The organism is Micromonospora sp. R77, from assembly GCF_022747945.1.
Classification (GTDB): domain Bacteria; phylum Actinomycetota; class Actinomycetes; order Mycobacteriales; family Micromonosporaceae; genus Micromonospora.
Genome location: NZ_JALDST010000001.1, coordinates 4,244,286 through 4,263,813, shown reverse-complemented (window position 1 = coordinate 4,263,813; position 19,528 = coordinate 4,244,286). Strand labels below are relative to the sequence as shown.

The 19,528-nt window shown below is 72.9% G+C and carries 18 protein-coding genes and 2 pseudogenes; 1 reads left to right on the top strand and 19 read right to left on the bottom strand.

What is annotated here, in order from left to right; all coding sequences use genetic code 11:
- Positions 1-22: 22 nt before the first annotated feature.
- From lepB (MRQ36_RS20170) to proS, 9 genes and pseudogenes are all read right to left on the bottom strand, one after another.
- Entirely contained in the window at positions 23-655 is a 633-nt protein-coding gene (lepB, locus tag MRQ36_RS20170; protein ID WP_242797676.1) for a signal peptidase I, read from the bottom strand.
- Between the two features lie 9 nt (positions 656-664).
- A pseudogene (gene lepB / locus MRQ36_RS20165) lies at positions 665-1,533 on the bottom strand (signal peptidase I).
- A 181-nt stretch (positions 1,534-1,714) separates the two neighbouring features.
- Positions 1,715-2,074 carry a 50S ribosomal protein L19 gene (gene rplS / locus MRQ36_RS20160; RefSeq protein WP_242797673.1) on the bottom strand — a complete coding sequence of 120 codons (360 nt, stop codon included), beginning with the start codon at positions 2,072-2,074 and terminating at the stop codon, positions 1,715-1,717.
- A 143-nt stretch (positions 2,075-2,217) separates the two neighbouring features.
- Entirely contained in the window at positions 2,218-3,006 is a 789-nt protein-coding gene (trmD, locus tag MRQ36_RS20155) for a tRNA (guanosine(37)-N1)-methyltransferase TrmD (protein ID WP_242797670.1), read from the bottom strand.
- A gap of 21 nt (positions 3,007-3,027) precedes the next feature.
- Positions 3,028-3,582, bottom strand: coding sequence for a ribosome maturation factor RimM (gene rimM / locus MRQ36_RS20150; protein WP_242801238.1), 555 nt, complete (start codon positions 3,580-3,582; stop codon positions 3,028-3,030).
- Positions 3,583-3,584: 2 nt separating this feature from the next.
- Positions 3,585-3,845 carry an RNA-binding protein gene (locus MRQ36_RS20145; protein ID WP_088970263.1) on the bottom strand — a complete coding sequence of 87 codons (261 nt, stop codon included), beginning with the start codon at positions 3,843-3,845 and terminating at the stop codon, positions 3,585-3,587.
- Positions 3,820-4,299: a 30S ribosomal protein S16 gene (rpsP, locus tag MRQ36_RS20140; protein WP_242797668.1), complete on the bottom strand. Its 480-nt coding sequence runs from the start codon at positions 4,297-4,299 to the stop codon at positions 3,820-3,822. The genes MRQ36_RS20145 and rpsP overlap by 26 nt, the downstream gene beginning before the upstream one ends.
- Positions 4,300-4,538: 239 nt before the next feature.
- The gene (locus MRQ36_RS20135; protein WP_242797666.1) at positions 4,539-5,186 is read right to left on the bottom strand and encodes a DUF402 domain-containing protein; all 648 of its coding nucleotides are present in this window, start codon (positions 5,184-5,186) and stop codon (positions 4,539-4,541) included.
- Between the two features lie 70 nt (positions 5,187-5,256).
- Positions 5,257-6,663, bottom strand: coding sequence for a proline--tRNA ligase (gene proS, locus MRQ36_RS20130; RefSeq protein ID WP_242797664.1), 1,407 nt, complete (start codon positions 6,661-6,663; stop codon positions 5,257-5,259).
- 214 nt (positions 6,664-6,877) lie between these two features.
- Here proS and MRQ36_RS20125 point away from each other — a divergent pair, with 214 nt between their 5' ends.
- Entirely contained in the window at positions 6,878-7,480 is a 603-nt protein-coding gene (locus tag MRQ36_RS20125; protein ID WP_242797662.1) for a TetR family transcriptional regulator, read from the top strand.
- Positions 7,481-7,680: 200 nt separating this feature from the next.
- Here the strand turns inward: MRQ36_RS20125 and MRQ36_RS20120 are convergent, their stop codons facing one another.
- The 10 genes and pseudogenes from MRQ36_RS20120 to ftsY form a co-directional block, all read right to left on the bottom strand.
- Positions 7,681-8,760, bottom strand: a complete 1,080-nt coding sequence (locus MRQ36_RS20120) for an amidohydrolase family protein (RefSeq protein WP_242797660.1) — start codon at positions 8,758-8,760, stop codon at positions 7,681-7,683.
- Between the two features lie 18 nt (positions 8,761-8,778).
- Complete coding sequence (locus MRQ36_RS20115) at positions 8,779-9,357, bottom strand: Uma2 family endonuclease (RefSeq protein WP_242797658.1); 579 nt, start codon at positions 9,355-9,357, stop codon at positions 8,779-8,781.
- A gap of 67 nt (positions 9,358-9,424) precedes the next feature.
- On the bottom strand, positions 9,425-10,981 hold the full coding sequence (gene ffh, locus MRQ36_RS20110; protein ID WP_242797656.1) for a signal recognition particle protein: 1,557 nt from the start codon (positions 10,979-10,981) through the stop codon (positions 9,425-9,427).
- 127 nt (positions 10,982-11,108) lie between these two features.
- Positions 11,109-11,765, bottom strand: coding sequence for a response regulator transcription factor (locus MRQ36_RS20105; RefSeq protein ID WP_242797654.1), 657 nt, complete (start codon positions 11,763-11,765; stop codon positions 11,109-11,111).
- Positions 11,762-12,886: a sensor histidine kinase gene (locus tag MRQ36_RS20100; protein ID WP_242797652.1), complete on the bottom strand. Its 1,125-nt coding sequence runs from the start codon at positions 12,884-12,886 to the stop codon at positions 11,762-11,764. The genes MRQ36_RS20105 and MRQ36_RS20100 overlap by 4 nt, the downstream gene beginning before the upstream one ends.
- 216 nt (positions 12,887-13,102) lie before the next feature.
- Positions 13,103-15,412: pseudogene (locus MRQ36_RS20095) on the bottom strand ([protein-PII] uridylyltransferase).
- A 14-nt stretch (positions 15,413-15,426) separates the two neighbouring features.
- Entirely contained in the window at positions 15,427-15,765 is a 339-nt protein-coding gene (locus tag MRQ36_RS20090; protein ID WP_242801235.1) for a P-II family nitrogen regulator, read from the bottom strand.
- A 25-nt stretch (positions 15,766-15,790) separates the two neighbouring features.
- Positions 15,791-17,203 (bottom strand): ammonium transporter, encoded by a 1,413-nt coding sequence (locus tag MRQ36_RS20085; RefSeq protein WP_242797650.1) that lies wholly within the window; start codon positions 17,201-17,203, stop codon positions 15,791-15,793.
- A gap of 221 nt (positions 17,204-17,424) precedes the next feature.
- Positions 17,425-18,288 (bottom strand): aminoglycoside phosphotransferase family protein, encoded by an 864-nt coding sequence (locus MRQ36_RS20080; RefSeq protein WP_242797648.1) that lies wholly within the window; start codon positions 18,286-18,288, stop codon positions 17,425-17,427.
- A gap of 6 nt (positions 18,289-18,294) precedes the next feature.
- Complete coding sequence (gene ftsY / locus MRQ36_RS20075; protein WP_242797646.1) at positions 18,295-19,485, bottom strand: signal recognition particle-docking protein FtsY; 1,191 nt, start codon at positions 19,483-19,485, stop codon at positions 18,295-18,297.
- Positions 19,486-19,528 lie beyond the last annotated feature (43 nt).

Here is a 19,528-nt window from a genome sequence, read left to right as displayed (position 1 = left end):
CGAACGCCCACGCCCTCCGGGGTCAGGGGTTGGGGACGCCGTCGAAGCCCTTCGGCACGGTGAGCCAGGTCGCCCGGCCGACCGGCCAGAAGACCGTGAAGGCACGGCCGACCACCTGATCCTCCGGGATGGTGGCCTCGGTGATGTCCTGGCCGGACTGCTGCCAGTGCTCCAGCGAGTCGCCGGAGGCCTCCCGGTGGTCACCCATGACCCAGAGCCGACCCTGCGGCACGGTGATGTCGAAGTCCTGGTCGGCCGGCTTGTTGCCCGGGTAGATGAACGGCTCGTCGATCGGCTTGCCGTTGATCACCAGCCGCTCCTGCGGCCCGGTGCGGTCGCAGCAGACCACGTGGTCGCCGGGGACACCGATCACCCGCTTGATGAAGTCCTCGCCGTCCGGGTTGCCGCTCCACTCGGTGGGCGCCTTGAAGACGATCACCTCGCCGCGGTGCGGGGAACGGAAGTCGTAGACCAGCTTGTTGACCAGCACCCGGTCATCGATCTTGAGGGTGTTCTCCATCGACGGGGAGGGGATGAAGAAGGTCTGCAGCACGAAGGCACGCACCAGCACTGCGACCAGGATCGCCACACCCAGGAGGATGGGCAGCTCCTTCCAGAAGGAGCTGCGGGGCTTGTCGGTCTGCTCGTCAATCACGGGTGGAGCCTACGTCCCCGGGTCGATCGGGGCCGCCCGGAACGCGCGAGAACGGAAAGCGCGGCGGTCACCGGGAGGATCAGGACGACACCGCCCACCGGGTCCGGGTCGACCGGCACCGGCCGCAGCGGCGCGGCAGTGGCCGGGGGCAGCGTGGCGAAGCTCTCCGGCACCGGCAGGCTGGTCCACCGGTCCCGCGGCCAGACGATCGCGAAGGCGCGGCCGATGACGTTGTCGATCGGCACCGGCCCCTGACAGCGGGCGTCCTGCGAGACGAGCCGGTGGTCACCCATCACGAAGATCTGCCCGGGCGGCACCACGACCTCGGTGAACTGCCGGGACCGGCACTCCTTCGGGTTCGGCGGCAGGTCCTCCGGCGAGTCCTCCGAGACGTACGCCCGCTCGTCGAGCGGCACGCCGTTGACCGTCACCCGGCCCTTGTCGCAGCAGGCCACCCGGTCCCCGGGGACCCCGATGACCCGTTTGATGAAGTCCTTCTCGCCGGGCCGGCTGACCCCCACCAGGTCACCGAGGGTGCGGCCGACCTTGCCGGCGAAGCCGGTCGGTGGTGCCGGGGTCTCCTGGGCGACCCACCGGTCGGTGCCCCGGAAGACCACCACCTCACCCCGGACCGGGTCGCGGACGTCGTAGACGACCTTGTTGACCAGCACCCGGTCGCCGATCAGCAGGGTGTTCTCCATCGAGCCGGACGGGATGAAGAAGGCCTGCAACAGGAAGGTGCGGATCAGAACCGCGAGGCAGAACGCGACGATCAGCAGGAGCGGCAACTCCTGCCAGAGGGGCATCTGCCGCCGGGTCCGCCGGGCCCGCCGACGCCACGGATCGGCCGTGCCGTCCTCGTCAAGCATCTGCACCATGCCACTCTCCGGTCCGCAGAAACGACACTACCGCCCGGGAGTCTCCCCAGGAGACCCCACGGGCGGCAGTGGATCGCTGTGCCGCAGCGTCGCACGCTGCGTCGTCGCTGCTCTCCTGCGCCCGTACGACCAGGGTAATGCGATCTGGTCGATACGACATCCGCGCAGGTCGGGCGGGAAGTCAGCTCGCCGGCTGCTTCTCGCGCAGCTCCTTGATCTTGGCCTTCTTGCCGCGCAGCTCGCGCAGGTAGTAGAGCTTGGCGCGCCGGACGTCACCACGGGTCACGACCTCGATCCGGTCGATACCCGGGCTGTTCAGCGGGTAGGTCCGCTCCACACCGACGCCGAAGCTGACCTTGCGGACCGAGAAGGTCTCGCGCAGGCCGTCACCCTGGCGACGGATGACCACGCCCTGGAAGATCTGGACACGGGACCGGTTGCCCTCGACGACCCGCGCGTGCACCTTCACGGTGTCACCGGCACGGAAGTCGGGGATGTCGACCCGCTTCGACTGGGCGTCAAGGGCGTCCAGGATGTTCATCGCTGTGTCCTCGTGAGGCTCACGGCGCACCGTCACTCGGTGCGCGGATGGGTGATTCTGATCCCCGGGTGGTGGCCGGCGGACCGGCCCCGGTCGGGGATCCTCGCAGCCGCCCACGGGCGTGGTCGACTGCGGCAACCCCCCTACTTTGCCACATCCCCCGGCGGCAGCTGAAATCCACCCCGGTCCAGCGCGGCCCGGTCCCGCTTGTCCAGGCTCTCCGGGGACAGGGCGGCGATCATGTCGGGCCGGCGGGCGGCCGTACGCAGCAGCGAGGAGTCCCGCCGCCAGCGGGCGATCCGGCCGTGGTCGCCCGAGCGGAGCACCTCCGGCACCTCGTGCCCGCGCCAGGTCGCCGGCTTGGTGTACATCGGCGCCTCCAGCAGCCCGTGGGCGTGCGACTCCTCCTCCAGCGAGCCGGCGTTGCCCAGCACCCCGGGCAGCAACCGGGTGACCGCCTCCAGGATCACCAGCACCGCGACCTCGCCGCCGAAGAGGACGTAGTCGCCGAGGGAGACCTCGGTCACCCGCATCCGGGTCGCCGCGTGGTCGAGCACCCGCTGGTCGATGCCCTCGTACCGGCCGCAGGCGAAGAGCAGGTGCGACTCGGTGGCCAGCTCGTGCGCCAGGGCCTGGGTGAACGGGACCCCGGCCGGCGAGGGGACCAGCAGCCGGGGCAGGGTGTGGCCGTCCGGGCTCAGCTCGTCCGGGGCGAGGGCGTCCAGTGCCTCACCCCAGGGCTCCGGCCGCATCACCATGCCCGGTCCGCCGCCGTAGGGCGTGTCGTCGACCGTGCGGTGCACGTCGTGGGTCCAGCTCCGCAGATCGTGTACGGCCAGCCGCAGCGTCCCGGTCTCGCGGGCCCTGCCGATCAGCGAGAGGTCGAGCGGGGCGAAGTAGTCCGGAAAGATCGACACGATGTCGACGCGCATGTGGGGTCCGCTCCAGCGGGTCTAGAGATCGAGCAGACCGGCCGGCGGGTCGACCACGACGCGACCGCCGGCGAGGTCTACCTCGGGGACGATCGCCTTGACGAACGGGATCAGCGCGGTACGCCCCTCGGGGCGACGCAGCACCAGCAGGTCGGACGCGGGCGCGTGGTCGATCCGGGCCACCTCGCCCAGCCGCTCCCCGGCCGGGGTGACCACGGCGAGGCCGACCAGCTGGTGGTCGTGGAACTCCTCCGGGTCCTCCGGCGACTCCACGTCGGTGCTCTCCACCCCGATCAGGGTGCCCCGCAGCGCCTCGGCGACCGCGCGGTCCGCGACGCCCTCGAACGCGACCAGCATCCGGCCCTGGTGCCAGCGGGCCGCCTCGACGGTCAGCTCCCGGGGCACGGTGAACAGGACACCCGGACCCGGGGCGGGGTTGGCCGGAGCGGCCGCCCCCGATTCGGTGATCAACACCGAACCGGGGGCGAAGCGCGCTTCGGGCTCGTCGGTCCGCACCTCCACGGTGACCTCACCGCGGATGCCGTGCGGTTTGCCGATCCTGCCGACGATGAGCAGCATCAGTACGAGTCGACGATGTCGACGCGTACCCCGCGTCCACCGATGGAGCCGATCACCTGGCGCAGTGCCTTGGCGGTCCGGCCGGACCGCCCGATCACCGTACCGAGGTCCTCGGGGTGCACGCGGACTTCCAGCCGCTTGCCCCGACGGGAGTCGACCATGCGGACGCGCACGTCGTCCGGGTGGTCGACGATTCCCTTGACCAGGTGCTCCAGCGCGGGACGCAGTGCCACGTCAGGCCTGCTCACCGGCGTCGGCAGCAGCGGCCGGGGCCTCGGCCGGAGCCTCGGTCTTCGGCGCCTCGGTCTCGGCCTTGGCCGGGGCCTCGGCCTTGGCGGCCTTCTTGGCCGGCTTGGCGGGGGTCTCCGCCAGGCCCGCGGCGGCCTTCGCCTCGGCCTCGTACGCCGCCTTGCGGTCGGCCCGCTCCGGGGCGACCTTCAGCGGCGGCGGGGCCGGCAGGCCCTTGAACTTCTGCCAGTCACCGGTCAGCTCGAGCAGACGCTGCACGGCCTCGCTCGGCTGCGCGCCGACGGAGAGCCAGTACTGGACCCGCTCCGACTTGACCTCGATCACCGAAGGGTCTTCCTTCGGCTGGTACACGCCCACGAACTCGATCGCCCGGCCGTCACGCTTGGTGCGCGAGTCGGCGATGACGATGCGGTACTGCGGGTTGCGGATCTTACCCATCCGCAGGAGCCGGATCTTTACGGCCACAGTTGTTTCGCTCCTGTTGCGATCTCACCGGCCCGTACGGGCGGTGTGCGGGTGAGAGCCGACCGGCACAGTGGGGTTGGGCCGGAGACTGCTCGGTGGACTGGCGACACGCCCGGGTTAGAGGGCGCCGGACGCGTGCCGGATACCAGCGACCCATTCTGCCAGATCCGGCCCCGACCACTCACACCGGACCCGGACAGATCCCCTGGACCGTCCGGCGGGTGACGCAGGACACCCGGTCAGCGGACCGGCGGCCGGTCCCAGCCGGGTGGCAGTTCGTCCGGTACGCCCCAGTCGGCGGGCGGGGCGTAGTCGCACCAGGTCCCGTCGAACGGGAACACCCCGGCCTCGGCGCGGGCGATCACCCGCTCCCCCTCGGCCCGGACCGCCCGCTCGTCGGGCACCCAGTAGTGCTCCGGGAAGGCGAGCCGCTCGGCGAACTCCTCCTCGTCCTTCCAGGCCCAGGTGTGGTCGGGGCGGACCACGACGTCCAGGTCCTGGTCGACCATGTCCACGCCGGCCACCGGGCCGTCGTCCCAGCGGACGCCCGGCTCCTCCAGGTTCACGTACCACTCGGCGAAGCGGTCGTGGACGTCCCGGAACCACCAGACCGAGTGGGCCGCGCCGGTGGGCAGGAACTTCAGCACCGGCGGCCCGTTCCACCGCCCCTGCGCCAGCCGGTACGACGAATTGATCCACTCGGCGAACGGCATGGCCCGCATGCCCAGTCCCGCCTCGGTGACCTCGTACGCGACGGGGGTGTCACGCGCGACCCAGAGCAGCAGGCCCCGGTCGTCGTCGAGGACCACCCGGGCCGGCCGGACCCAGCCGATCCGGCCGTGCCGGACGTTCCGGTGCATGATCAGCCGACCCGGCTCGAACCGCACGCCACCACCTCAGCTGTTAACAGGGGGCCCCTCCTCTACCGAAGGCGTTAACAAGGGGCCCCTCCTTACATCAGTAGGCGCGGGCGAGGATCGCGACCAGGTCCGGCTCGTCCTCGGAGTCGGGGACGGAGCCGTCGGCGCGCAGCAGGCAGCGGACCGTCACGCCCTGACCGTTCGCCTCCGCCTCGCCCTTGACGCCGACCGCCGACCACGGCACCTTGGCCCAGCCGGTGGCCGCCGCCTCGATCGCCTCGGCCAGGGTCGACACCTCGACCGTGCGGGACTCGCGGTGCGCGAGGGCCTGGTCGTGCAGCGCCTGCTGGTCGGCCTCCAGGGCGGCGAGGACCGCGTCGACCACGTCCGCCACCGGCGTCGGGGCCTTCGAACCGTCCGTACGCCGGACCACGACCGCGTTGCCGGTGGCCAGGTCGCGGGGGCCGACCTCGACGCGTACCGGATAGCCGCGCAGCTCGGCGTCGACGGCCCGGCGGCCGAACGCGGTGTCGGTCCGGTCGTCGAGCGCGACCCGGACACCGGCGTCGCGCAGGCCGTCGCGCAGCTTGGCCGCCGCCTCGCCGACGCCCTCGCCGTCCTTGACGATCATCACGTACGCCTGGATCGGCGCCAGCTTCGGCGGCACGCGCAGGCCGTTGTCGTCGCCGTGCGCCATGATCAGGCCGCCGAGCATCCGGGTCGAGGTGCCCCAGGAGGTGGTCCAGGCGTGCTCCCGGCCGCCCTCCTTCGAGGAGTAGCTGATGTCGAACGCCTTGGCGAAGTTCTGCCCCAGCTCGTGGCTGGTGCCGAGCTGCAGCGCCTTGCCGTCGCCCATCATGCCTTCGCAGGTGTAGGTGGCGGTCGCGCCGGCGAAGCGCTCCCGGGCGGTCTTCAGGCCGACCACCACCGGGATGCCCAGCACGTTGACCATCAGGTCCTCGTACGCCTCGTGCAGGATCCGCCGCGCGTAGGCGCGGGCGTCCTCCCGGGTGGCGTGCGCGGTGTGCCCCTCCTGCCAGAGGAACTCGCTGGTCCGCAGGAAGATCCGCGGGCGCAGCTCCCAGCGGACCACGTTCGCCCACTGGTTCAGCAGCAGCGGCAGGTCCCGGTACGAGTCGATCCACTTGGCCATGAACTCGCCGATGACCGTCTCGCTGGTGGGGCGGACCACGACCGGCTCGGCTAGCTGCTTGCCGCCACCGTGGGTGACCACCGCCAGCTCCGGCGAGAAGCCCTCGACGTGCTCGGCCTCCCGCTTGAGGTAGCTCTCCGGGATGAAGAGCGGGAAGTAGGCGTTCTCCGCGCCGGCCGCCTTGATCCGGGCGTCCATCTCGGCCTGCATCCGCTCCCAGATGGCGTAGCCGGCCGGGCGGATGACCATGGTCCCCCGGACCGGGCCGTTGTCGGCCAGCTTCGCCTTGGCGATCAGGTCCTGGTACCAGCGGGGAAAGTCCTCCGCACGGGGAGTGAGCACGCGTGCCATGACCGCACATCCTATGCGTCGCCCGAGCGGCCACCGCGATCGGGCGCGCCCGTACCGCCCGGCGGGACCGCAGGCGACCGGAACGGGCCCCGGCGCGGGCCCACCCGGGGCGGCCCGGGGCACCGACGGCGGTGGTCGCCGACCGCGGTGGTCGCCGCGCCACCCGGCGCGGGCCGAGGTGACCCGGCCGGCCGCCCGTAGACTTCCGGACACCATGGACGAGCCTCGGGAGTCAGCCCGCCAGCGCCTGCGGGACAGCATCGTCGACGCCGCCCGCGCCCAGACGATCGCCACCGGCTGGGACGGCGTACGGATGGGTGGCGTGGCGACCGCCGCCGGGGTGAGCCGGCAGACCGTCTACAACGAGTTCCGCAGCAAGGCGGGGCTGGCCGAGGCACTGGCCCGGCGCGAGGTGGACCGGTTCGTCGGCGAGGTGCGGGCGGTCCTCGACGAGCACGGGTCCGACGTCCGGGCGGCCGCGTACGCGGCGATCCGGCACACCCTCGCGTCGGCGGCGGACAACCCGCTGATCAAGGCGATCCTGACCAGCGCGCGGGGCGGCTCCGAGGAGCTGCTGCCCTATCTGACGACCCGGTCGGAGCTGGTGCTGACCGAGTCGTCCGACGCGCTGCTGGACTGGGCGCAGCGTTACCTCCCCGACGCCGACGGGCCCGCCCTCGCGTTCGCCGCCGACACCATCGTCCGCCTGGTGGTCAGTCACATCGTGCTGCCCCAGGCCCCGGTGGACGAGACCGCCGACGCCCTGGCCACCCTCGCCCTCCACCTCTTCCTCACCGCCACCACCCCCCTCCCCTGACCCTCCACCCCCCGCCTCGCGTCGCCCCCCGCTCCCGCTCTCGCGCAAATTCACGGAAAGCGTGGCTGTGTACGCCGACATAGCCACGCTTTCCGTGAATTTGCGCGGGGCGCGGCAGGCGGGGGTGGGGTGGGGGCGGGGTGGGCGGGCGCCGGCGGGGTGGGTGGGGGTGGGGGTGGACGGGCCGGGGCGGGTGCGGGTCAGCGGATGACGTGGCCGCGGAGGACGATGCGGGAGGGGGTACGGACGACGCGCAGGTCCTTGCGGGGGTCCTCGGGGTAGACGGTCAGGTCGGCGAGGCCGCCCTCGACCAGGCCGGGGAAGCCGAGCCACTCCCGGGCCCGCCAGGAGGCGGCGGCGAGGACGTCCTCGGCGGACATGCCGGCCTGCTCGTGCAGCAGCAGCATCTCCTCGGCGGCCAGCCCGTGGTCGATGCCGCCGCCCGCGTCGGTGCCGACGTAGATCGGCACGCCCGCCTCGTGGGCGGCGCGCACCACCTCGGGGAAGCGGTCGCGCAGGGCGATCATGTGGTCGGCGTACCCGGGGAACTTGGCGCGCGCGGCGTCGGCGATGCCGCCGAAGGTGCGGATGTTGATCATCGTGGGGACCAGCGCGGTGCCCTGCCGGGCCATCAGGTCGACCAGGTCGAGACTCAGGCCGGTGCCGTGCTCGACGGAGTCCACCCCGGCCCGCACCATGATCTCCACGCCCGCCTCGGAGAAGGTGTGCACCGCGGCGCGTACCCCGGCGGCGTGCGCGGCCGCGACGGCCGCGGTCATGGTGCCGGCGTCCCAGGCCGGCGCGAGGTCGCCCACGCCGCGGTCGATCCAGTCGCCGACCAGCTTGACCCAGCCGTTGCCGGCGGCGGCCTGCGCCGTCACCGTGGCGGCCACCTCCGCCGCGCCCACCTCCACACCGATGTCCCGCAGGTAGCGCTTCGGCGGCGCGACGTGCCGACCGGCGCGGGCCAGTCGCGGCAGCTCCGGTTCGTCGTCGAGTTCGGGGTACGGGTAGGGCGAGCCGGCGTCGCGGATGGCGAGCACCCCGGCGTCCCGGTCGATGTGCGCAAGCTCGCGGGCCTGGTCGAGGGTGGTGATCGGGGCGCCGCCCCGGGCGATGCCGATGTGGCAGTGCGCGTCGGTCAGCCCCGGCAGCACGAAGCCGCCGTCGACGATCGTCTCCGCGCCGGGCACCGGGTCGAAGGTGACCCGGTCGCCGTCCAGCCAGATGTCCCGGACCTCGTCGTCCGGCAGGAGCACACCGCGCACATGCAGAGCCATGTGCACAGTCCTACCGGATCAGTCGTCCTCGGCGGCGAGCAGGGCGTCACGGCGGGCGGTCAGCGCCGGCAGGTCGACGGAGACCTTCCAGGGCGTCTCGGTGACGAACAGGTCCTCGGTGTTGCTGACCTGCTCGTACTCGCGGTTCGCGCCGAGGACGTACTCGGTGAGGGCGATCTTCTCCTGGAGCGGGTCGACCACCCAGTAGGAGCGGACGCCGGCGTGCGCGTAGACCTTCGCCTTGTCGTACATGTCGCGGAAGGTGGACGTCGGCGACACCACCTCGACCGCGAGCAGCGCGTCCTCGACCGGGACCGGTGAGCGGCCGGCGTGCTTGCGGCGGATGACCACCACGTCGGGGCGCGGCTCGTTGCGCCGGTCGACCCGCATCGACAGGTCGATGCTGACCAGGTATTCCGGCGGGCAGTTGACTTCCAGGGCGAGCAGTAGACGGACACAGAGGTCCTGGTGCAGGGCAGTGGGCGACGGCACGATCAACCTTCCGTTGATCAGTTCGTACGGAAGGTCCTTCGGCAGGTCACCGAGGTCGTCGACCGTCCACTCGTGCCGTTCGGGCAGGATCGGGGCCGCGGTCATGACATCTCCTTCCAGGGGGCGACATCACCCTAGGGGAGGATGATGTCGCCCTCCGTCACCGACACGCTCACCGGGGACGGTTGTCGCCCTTGCCGAGCTTGTTGAAGTCGATCTTCGGGAGCTTGAAGCCGGGCGGCAGCCCCTGCCCGCCGGCCAGGTCGCCCGGGTCCATCCCCGGCGGGAGCTGCGGCATGCCGCCCGGGAACCCGCCCGGCATGCCGGCGCCGGCCCCGCTGCGCGGCCGGTTGCCGCCCTTGGTGCCCTTGCGCTTGTTCTTGGGGGACTTGGTCGCCTTGCGTCGGCCGCCGCCGGGCAGGCCCATCATGCCGCCCATCTGCTTCATCATCTTCTGCGCGTCGGTGAAGCGGTTGAGCAGCTGGTTCACGTCCATCACGGTGACCCCGGAGCCGTTGGCGATACGGGCCCGCCGGGAGCCGTTGATGATCTTCGGGTTGGTCCGCTCGCCCGGGGTCATCGACCGGATGATCGCGGTGACCCGGTCGAAGTGCTTGTCGTCCAGCTCGGCGAGCTGGTCCTTCATCTGCCCCATGCCGGGCATCATGGCCAGCACGTTGGCGATCGGGCCCATCCGGCGGACCGCGATGAGCTGGTCGAGGAAGTCCTCCAGGGTGAACTGCTCGCCGCCCATCAGCTTGGCGGTCATCTTCTCCTTCTGATCGGCGTCGAAGGCCTGCTCGGCCTGCTCGATCAGAGTGAGGACGTCGCCCATGCCGAGGATCCGGCTGGCCATCCGGTCGGGGTGGAAGACGTCGAAGTCCTCCAGCTTCTCGCCGGTGGAGGCGAAGAGGATCGGCTGCCCGGTGACCTCCCGGACGCTGAGCGCGGCGCCACCTCGGGCGTCGCCGTCGAGCTTGGACAGCACGACACCGGTGATGCCGACGCCGTCGCGGAAGGCCTCGGCGGTGCGGACGGCGTCCTGACCGACCATCGCGTCGATGACGAAGATGACCTCGTCCGGGTTCACCGCGTCGCGGATGTCGGCGGCCTGCTGCATCATCTCGGCGTCGATGCCGAGGCGGCCGGCGGTGTCGACGATGACGATGTCCCGGGCGGCCCGCTTGGCGTGCTCGATGGAGGCGCGCGCCACCTGCACCGGGTCGCCGGTGCCGTTGCCGGGCTCCGGGGCGTACACCTCGACGCCGGCGCGGCCACCGAGCACCTGGAGCTGACCGACGGCGTTGGGACGCTGCAGGTCGGCGGCGACCAGCATGGGCTGGTGGCCCTGGGCCTTGAGCCAGCGGGCGAGCTTGCCGGCGAGGGTGGTCTTGCCGGAACCCTGGAGGCCGGCCAGCATGATCACCGTCGGGGGCTGCTTGGCGAACTGGAGCCGCCGGCCCTCGCCGCCGAGGACGTTGATCAGCTCCTCGTTGACGATCTTGACGATCTGCTGGGCCGGGTTGAGCGCCTGGGAGACCTCGGAGCTGCGGGCGCGCTCCTTGACGTTCGCGATGAAGCCCTTGACCACCGGCAGGGCGACGTCGGCCTCCAGCAGCGCCATGCGGATCTCGCGCGCGGTGGCGTCGATGTCGGCGTCGGTGAGCCGGCCCTTGCCGCGGAGCTTGGTGAAGATCCCGGACAGGCGGTCACTCAAGGTGTCAAACACACGAACATCCCGTTTGTCAGTGTTCCGGCGGGCACAGGCGGCCGGGCGAACGGGCCCGACCACCGTTAGGGTAGCCCGCCGCCCGTACCTCCGCTCCGAGCCGGCCCACGCCCGGCCCCCGGCGTGATCACGAGACGACCAACCCCGACTGGTACGCGAAGACCACCAGCTGGGCGCGGTCCCGCGCGGCCAGCTTCACCATGGCCCGGCTCACGTGGGTACGCGCCGTCGCCGGGCTGACCACCAACCGCTCGGCGATCTCGGCGTTGCTCAGTCCCTCCCCGACCAGCGCCACCACCTCCCGCTCCCGGTCGGTGAGCGTGCCGAGGCGGGGATGCGGGCGAGGCACCCGGGCCGGCCGGTGGGCGAACTCCCGGACCACCCGCCGGGTCACCGACGGCGACAGCAGCGCCTCCCCCTCGGCGACCAGCCGGATCGCCCGCAGCAGCTCCGCCGGCCGGGTGTCCTTGGTGAGGAAGCCGCTGGCGCCGTGCCGGAGCGCGTCGAAGACGTACTCGTCCAGCTCGAAGGTGGTCAGCACGACCACCCGGGTGCCGGCCAGCTCCGGGTCCGCGACGATGCGCCGGGTCGCCTCGATGCCGTCCACCCCGGGCATCCGGACGTCCATCAGCACCACGTCGGGGCGTACCCGCCGGGTCAGCGCGACCGCGTCGAGCCCGTCGGCGGCCTCCCCCACCACGGCCAGGTCGTCCTCGCTCTCCACGAGGGCACGCAGCCCGATCCGGACCAGGTCCTGGTCGTCGGCGAGCAGCACGGTGATCACTGAGCCTCCTTCACGGGCAGGGTCGCGGACACCCGGAAACCGCCGCCGGGTGCGGGGCCGGCGGTGAAGGTGCCGCCCAGCGCGGTCACCCGTTCCCGCATCCCGGCCAGGCCGGAGCCGGCGTCCGGGTCACCGACCGACCCCCGACCGGTGTCGGTCACCTCCACCTGCACGGCGGAACGGGCGTGGTGGAGCCGGACGGTGGCGGTGGCCGGGCCGGCGTGCCGCAGCACGTTGGTCAGGGACTCCTGCACGATCCGGTACGCGGCCAGGTCCACGGCGACCGGCAGCACCCGGGGCTCCCCGGTGACCGCCACGGTGACCGGCAATCCCGCGCCGGCCAGCCGCTCCCGCAGCCGGGGCAGCTGGGCCAGTCCGGGGGTCGGGGCCCGCTCGTCGGTCGGCTCGTCCCGCCGGACCACGGTGAGGGTGACCCGCAGCTCGTCCAGCGCCTCCTTGCTGGTGCGGCTGATCGCGGTGAGCGCCGCCTCGGCCTGCTCGGGTCTGCGCGCCAGCAGGTGCAGCGCGACCTCCGCCTGCAGGTGGATCGCGGCGAGGCCGTGCCCGACCACGTCGTGCACCTCCCGGGCGACCCGCAGCCGCTCGGCGTCGGCCAGTCGGCGGGCCTCGTCGACCCGGCTCCGGGCGGCGCCCTCCCGTACCAGCCGGACCGTGGTGCCGACCGCGAACGGCACCACCACCCAGGCCGCCGTTGGCATCGCGCCGAGCAGCCCGGGTGGGCGTACCCCGACCACCACGTGCAGCAGCAGCGCCGCGAGGGCGACCCCGCCGGCCACCGCCCCGGTGCGCAGCGGCAGGCCGGCGGCGACCGTGTAGACCGCGACCAGGAGGGACAGCAGGATCGGCCCGTACGGGTGGCCGAGCACCAGGTAGGCCGTGGTCGCCGCGGTGACCACCCCGAGGGTGACCAGGGGCCGGAGCCGGCGCACCGCCAGGGCCAGCGCGGCCACCACCACCAGCGGGTAGGTGCCCCGGCCGGTGCCGACGCCCGCGTTGGCGGCGGCCGCCCCGGTGCCGACCAGCCCGACGCCGAGCAGCACCAGGGCGAGGAGGGCGTCGGCGAGCCGGTCCCGCCAGGCGACCGCTCGATCCCCGCCCACGCGCCCCCTCCTCACCCGGCTCGGCCGACGGCTCAACGCGCCACGCGACGCACCGCTCCGAGCATCGCCCACCCGGCCCGCCATGAGCCAGCATCCCGCCCGCCGGCCCACCGCACATCGCCCGACAGGCGGCCCTCCCGCTACGCCCCCGCGCGTAGGGCCCGGTGTTAAGCAGGGGCCCCTGCACCTCGCGAGGCGTTAACAGGGGGCCCCTCCTTACACGGCGGCGAGGACGGCGGTCTCGATGCGGGCGCGGGTGGCGTCGTCGGGCCAGTTGCCGACGAGATAGAAGGCGTCCACCACGTCGCCGCCGAGGGTGGAGATGCGGGCGGCGCGGACCTGGGCGCCGGCCTCGTCGAGCGCGCAGGTGACCCGGTAGAGCAGGCCGGCCGCGTCGGCGGCGCGCAACTCAGCAGCACCGCGTCGGTGGCCGCCTCGCGGTGCCAGACCACCCGGGGCGCGGCCCCGTCGGCCCGGGCGGCGAGGGCCCGGCCGCGCAGCCGCTGGGTGACCGAGACGTCGCCGGCGACGGCGCGGCGCAGGTCGCTGCCGAGCGCGACCGGGTCGGGGGCGAGGCCGTAGCGGGCTGCACCCGGCACTCGACCAGGGCCCGGCCGTCGACCGTGGTGGCGTCCGCGGAGAGCACCTCCAGCCGGTGCAGGGCCAGGCAGCCGGCGACCGTCGCGAGCAGGCCACGCCGGTCCGCCGCGGCCACCGCCACCCGGTCCGGGGTCAGGTGTACGACCGGCAGCGGCCCCGCCACCAGCGCCGGGTCGGGGGCCGGCGGCGCGGGCAGCACCCCGGTGTCCAGCGCGGTCCGGACCCGGGTGACGAGTTCGGCGACCAGCCGTCCCTTCCAGTCCGACCAGGCGGCCGGGCCGGTGGCGGCGGCGTCGGCGCGGACCAGGGCGTGCAGCAGGTCGAGGGTGGTGGTGTCGCCGACCGTGCCGGCCACGTCGGCGATGGTCTTCGGGTCGGACAGGTCCCGGCGGGTGGCCACGTCGGGCAGGAGCAGGTGCCGCCGGACCAGCGTGCCGATCAGTGCCGCTTCCGCCTCGGGCAGGCCGATCCGGGTGGCCACCGCCTCGGCCAGGGGCGCGCCCACGGTGCTGTGGTCGCCGGGGAGTCCCTTCCCGATGTCGTGCAGGAACGCGCCGAGCAGCAGCAGGTCGGGGCGGTCCACCTCGCGGGTGTGCCGGCTCGCCTCGTACGCGGTCTGCACCAGGTGCCGGTCCAGGGTGAAGCGGTGCACCGGGTTGTGCTGGGGCAGGCTGCGCAGCCGGGTCCACTCGGGCAGCCAGCCGTCGATGAGGCCGTACCGGTCGCAGGTCTCCCAGGCCGGCACCAGGCCGGGACCGGCGCCGAGCAGGGTGACCAGCGCGGCCCGGGCGGCGGGCGGCCACGGCGCGGGCAGCGGCGGGCAGTACGCGGCGAGCCACTCGCAGGTGGCGCGGGAGATCGGCAGCCGGGTGGCGGCCGCCGCGGCGGCGACCCGCAGCGACAGGCTCGGGTCGGGGCGGGAGCCGATGGCGGTGCGGGCGAGCACCAGTTCCCCGTCGTGTTCGACGACGTCCCGGGCGACGGGCGGCGGACGGGCCGTCCGTCACCGCCGCGGCGGCGGCCGGCGCGGAGCCGGTCGGCGGCCCGCCAGGCGTCGTCGAGCGCGTGCCGGACGGTACGGGCGTCCCCGGCGACCCGGCGCAGCAGCACGTCCCCGTCGCGCAGGTCGGGCGGGCTCCCGCCGGCCGGGGTCTGGCGCAGGCCGAGCAGGGCGGCGACGCCGTCGCGTTCCTGGGCGACGAGCCGGTCGACCCGGCGGCCGACCTGCTGGTGCAGGGCGTCTCGGGTGTCCAGCAGCCGCAGGTGGGCGGCGCGGACGGCGGGACGCAGCGCGTCGGTGACGTTGGCGGTGGCGATGGCGCGCAGGATGCCGACGTCGCGCAGCCCGCCGGCGGCCTCCTTCAGGTCGCCCTCGAGGAGGAAGGCGAGTTCGCCGTGGGCGGCCCACCGGGCGGCGGTGATCTCGCGCAGGCCGGGCAGCCGGCGGACGGCGGTCCGCCGCCAGTGGTCGGTGGCGGTCCGGATGAGCTGGTCGGCGAGGGCGCGGTCACCGGCGACGAACCGGGCGTCGAGCAGCCCGAGGGCCACCTTCACGTCGTCCTGGGCCACCGAGAGCGCCTCGGGGACGGTCCGCACCGAGTGGTCCAGCCGTACGCCCGCGTCCCAGATCGGATACCAGAGCGAGGCGGCCAGCTCGTCCGTCCCGGCCACTCCCGCGTGCACCAGCACCAGGTCGAGGTCCCCGTACGGGGCACACTCCCGCCGCCCCAGCCCGCCCACCGCCACCAGCGCGATCCCGCCCCGGTCGGGCAGCAGCCCGCGCAACCACCGGTCGAACGCGTCCGCCCGCGCCGCCCGCGCCCCCTCCCCCACCCCCGCAGGCAGGCCGACGACCTCGTTGATCAAGAGGTTCGCGTCGCCGTCGCCGGGGTGTCCTGACGCGTTCTTCCTGATCAACGAGGTCATCGGGGGTGCTCCTGTCAGAGGGCGTCGAGGCCGCGTTCGTTGGTGCGGACGCGGACTACCTCCTCGACGGCGGTGACCCAGACCTTGCCGTCGCCGATCTTGCCGGTGCGGGCCGCGCCGACGATCGCGTCCACGATCTTGTCGACGTCCAGTTCGTCGGTGAGCACCTCGACCCGGATCTTGGGCAGGAACTCGACCGTGTACTCGGCACCCCGGTAGACCTCGGTGTGCCCCTTCTGCCGGCCGTACCCCTGGACCTCGCTGACGGTCAGGCCGGCCACGCCGAGGGCGTGCAGGGCCTCCTTCACCGCGTCCAGCTGGTACGGCTTGATGACCGCGGTCACCAGTTTCATGTCCAACCCCTCCATCCCTGGAACGTTAACCGGCGACCTTTTCGCTGACCGGCTCGGCGGGCTCGTCCGCCGGCTCGGCGGAGCCCGGGGCCGGCCGGGTGGCGCCGATCCCGGCCATGGCGAACGCGCCGCCCGCGCTGCTGCCCGTGGTGGGCGACAGGTCGTACGCGCTCTCCGCGTGCTCGGCCACGTCGATGCCCTCGACCTCGGCGTCGGCGCTGACCCGCAAGCCGATGGTCTTCTCGATCGCGAAGGCGAGCAGCCAGGCGACGCCGCCGGACCAGACCGTCACGATCAGACCGGCCAGCGCCTGTCGGCCGAGCTGGGTCAGACCGCCACCGTAGAAGAGTCCGTCGGAGGCGCCCACCACGTCGCTGATCGCGCCGTTGACCGAGGTGGTGGCGAAGAGACCGAGCCAGAGCGACCCGATCCAGCCGCCGACGAAGTGCACGCCCACCACGTCGAGCGAGTCGTCGTAGCCGAGCTTGTACTTCAGGCTGATGGCGAGGGCGCAGACCGCACCGGCGACGATGCCGAGCAGGACCGACGCCCAGGGGGCGATGAAACCGCAGGCCGGGGTGATGGCGACCAGGCCGGCGACGGCGCCGGAGGAGGCACCGACCATGGTCGGCCGCTTGTCCTTGATCCACTCGACGGCGAGCCAACCGAGCACCGCCGCCGCCATGGCGAGCTGGGTGTTGAGGAAGGCCAGACCGGCGACCGAGTCGACGGTCAGCTCCGAGCCGGCGTTGAAGCCGAACCAGCCGAACCAGAGCAGGCCGGCGCCGAGCGCGACCAGCGGGATGTTGTGCGGCTTCATGCCCTCCCGGGGCCAGCCGACCCGTTTGCCGAGCACCAGGGCCACGCCGAGCGCCGCCGCACCGGCGTTGATGTGCACCGCCGTACCGCCGGCGAAGTCGAGCGCGTGCAGCTTGGCGCCGATGATGCCGCCGCCCCACACCCAGTGGGCGACCGGGAAGTAGACCAGGGTGGCCCAGCCGAAGGCGAAGATCAGCCAGCCGGCGAACTTCGTCCGGTCGGAGAGCGCGCCGCTGATCAGCGCGACGGTGATCACCGCGAAGACCATCTGGAACGCCATGAAGACATAGAGCGGGACGCCGATGCCGCTGGGGTTCTCGGCGGTCGCCCCCCACAGGTCGGTCTCGGCGAGGAACGTCTTGGTGCCCAGGTATGCCCCCGGGTCGCCCCAGAAGCCGTTCACGTCGGTCCCGAAGGCGACGCTGAATCCGTAGAACCACCACAGCACGGAGATGAGCCCGATGGCGGAGAAGCTCATCATCATCATGTTGAGCACGCCCTTGGCCCGGTTGAGGCCGCCGTAGAACAGCGCCAGTCCCGGGGTCATGAGCAGCACGAGAGCGGTCGAAACCAGCAGCCAAACGGTGTTGCCGCCGTCGATCGTCGGTGCTTCAGGCACGCTGGCCTCCTAAAGGTGAAGTTCCCTCCTTCGCGGCTTCCGGGGCAGCGTCGCCCGTACGCCGGATGCGCGGAAGCTTGCTCGGCGGCTGTTTCCTTCACCGACACCGCTCGATTTCCGGGTCGTGACGGGTTGTTTCCGGCGTGTGAAGAACGCCGATCTTGGAACCCGGAAACGGAAAGAGTGGCCGTTCGGCCACTCTTTCCGGGGGCGGGGCAGCGTCAGCGCAGCGCGTGCTCCAGGGCGTGCCGCTCGTAGTCGAGCAGCCGCAGGTCGCGCATCGGGCGACGGAGGTGACCCTTGTGCACGATCCGGACGAACGCCGGCTCACCGGCCGCCGCCATCCGGCGGATCCCCTCGACGTGGTCGACGATCCGCTTGCGGATGGTCCGGATCAGCCGGTGCCGGTCCCGCGGGATCAGCCCGTACGCGTCGGCGAAGAGCCGCAGCCGGCGCGGCCGGTCCGGGTGCTTCCAGCCGAGGGTGATCGAGTCCCGGTCGGAGAAGATCGGCACCCAGGTCCACGCCGCGTACGCCACGTCGTAGATCCGGGCACCCGGCGAGGCCAGGTCGAAGTCGATCAGCCCGAGCGTGCCGTCCGGCCGCCAGATCACGTTGTGCGGGGCGGCGTCGTGGTGGCAGATCACCTCGGTGTCCGGCGGGGGCGGGCCGAACGAGCGCCAGACCGCCCCCGGCGGCGGGGTGAAGCCGTACTGGGCGTCGTGGAACATCCGCAGCATGGTCGCCACGGTGACCAGGGCCTCGTCGGTGACCCAGTGCGGGGCGAGCGGGTATTCCCCGCACTCCCCCTCCAGGTACGACAGGACCTCCCGGTTGCGCTCGTCCATGCCGAGCGCGCGGGGGGCCCCGGTGAAGCCCACGTATTCCAGGTGGCGCAGGAGGGCGTGCACCGAGGGGGTCCAGGGGCCGGCATTGCGCCGGACCGTGTCGCCCACCCGGACCACGGTGCTCACGTTCCCGCCGTGCAGCGGGATCTCCTGCGAAGTCACGTACGGTCTCCCGAGGCGCGGCGACAGGTGGCTGGGGTCGCGCCACCCGCCGTAGGCGCGATCGTCGGTCGTCACTCGAGGCTACGCGTCCCGGGCGAGCGGCTCGGTACCGAGCAGCGCGTCGACGAACTGCGCCGGGTCGAACGGGGCCAGGTCGTCCGGGCCCTCGCCGAGGCCGACGAGCTTCACCGGGATGCCGAGCTTGCGCTGCACGGCGATCACGATGCCGCCCTTGGCGGTGCCGTCGAGCTTGGTCAGCACCACGCCGGTCACGTTCACCACCTCGGTGAAGACCCGGGCCTGCTCCAGGCCGTTCTGGCCGGTGGTGGCGTCGAGGATCAGCAGCGTCTCGTCGATCGGGCCGTGCTTCTCCACCACCCGCTTGACCTTGCCCAGCTCGTCCATCAGGCCGACCTTGTTCTGCAGCCGGCCGGCGGTGTCGATGAGCACGGTGTCGACTCCCGTGTCGATGCCCCGCTTGACCGCGTCGAAGGCGACGCTGGCCGGGTCGGCGGCCTCGGGCCCGCGGACGGTCTCCGCGCCGACCCGACCGCCCCAGGTCTCCAGCTGGTCGGCGGCGGCGGCGCGGAAGGTGTCGGCCGCGCCGAGCAGCACGGTACGGCCGTCGGCGATCAGCACCCGGGCGATCTTGCCGCAGGTGGTGGTCTTGCCAGCGCCGTTGACGCCGACGACCAGCAGCACGGCGGGCACGCCGTCCTTGCCGGCGGTGTTCAGCGAGCGGTCGAGGGTGGGGTCGAGGGCGTTGACCAGCTCGGCGGCGAGCAGGGCGCGCAGCTCGGTGGCCGACTTGGTGCCGAGCACCCGGGTGCGCTCGCGGAGCCGGTCGACGATGTCCCGGGTGGCGTCGATGCCGACGTCCGCGGTGATCAGGCTGTCCTCGATCTCCTCCCAGGTGTCCTCGTCGAGGTGGTCGCGGCTGAGCAGGCCGAGCAGGCCCTTGCCGAAGACGTTCTGCGAGCGGGACAGCCGGGAGCGCAGCCGGACCAGCCGGCCGGCGGTGGGCTCGGGGACCTCGATGGTGGGCGCGGGCGCCTCGACCACCGGTGGCGGCTCGACCAGGATGCCGGTGGAGAGGTCGGACTCCGCCGCTTCGACGGGCGGTCCGGCCAGGTCCTCCTCGGCCCGGGTGTCGACCTCCGTCTCGGGCAGCGGCGGCTCGGGCCGCCGGCGCAGCCGAGGCACCACCAGGCTGAGGCCACCGAGGATCAGCACGCCGAGCAGGGCGAGTGCGACGAGGAGGTATTCCTTCATGCCGAAATCCTGTCAGATGTCGGCGACGGCGTCCCACTCACCG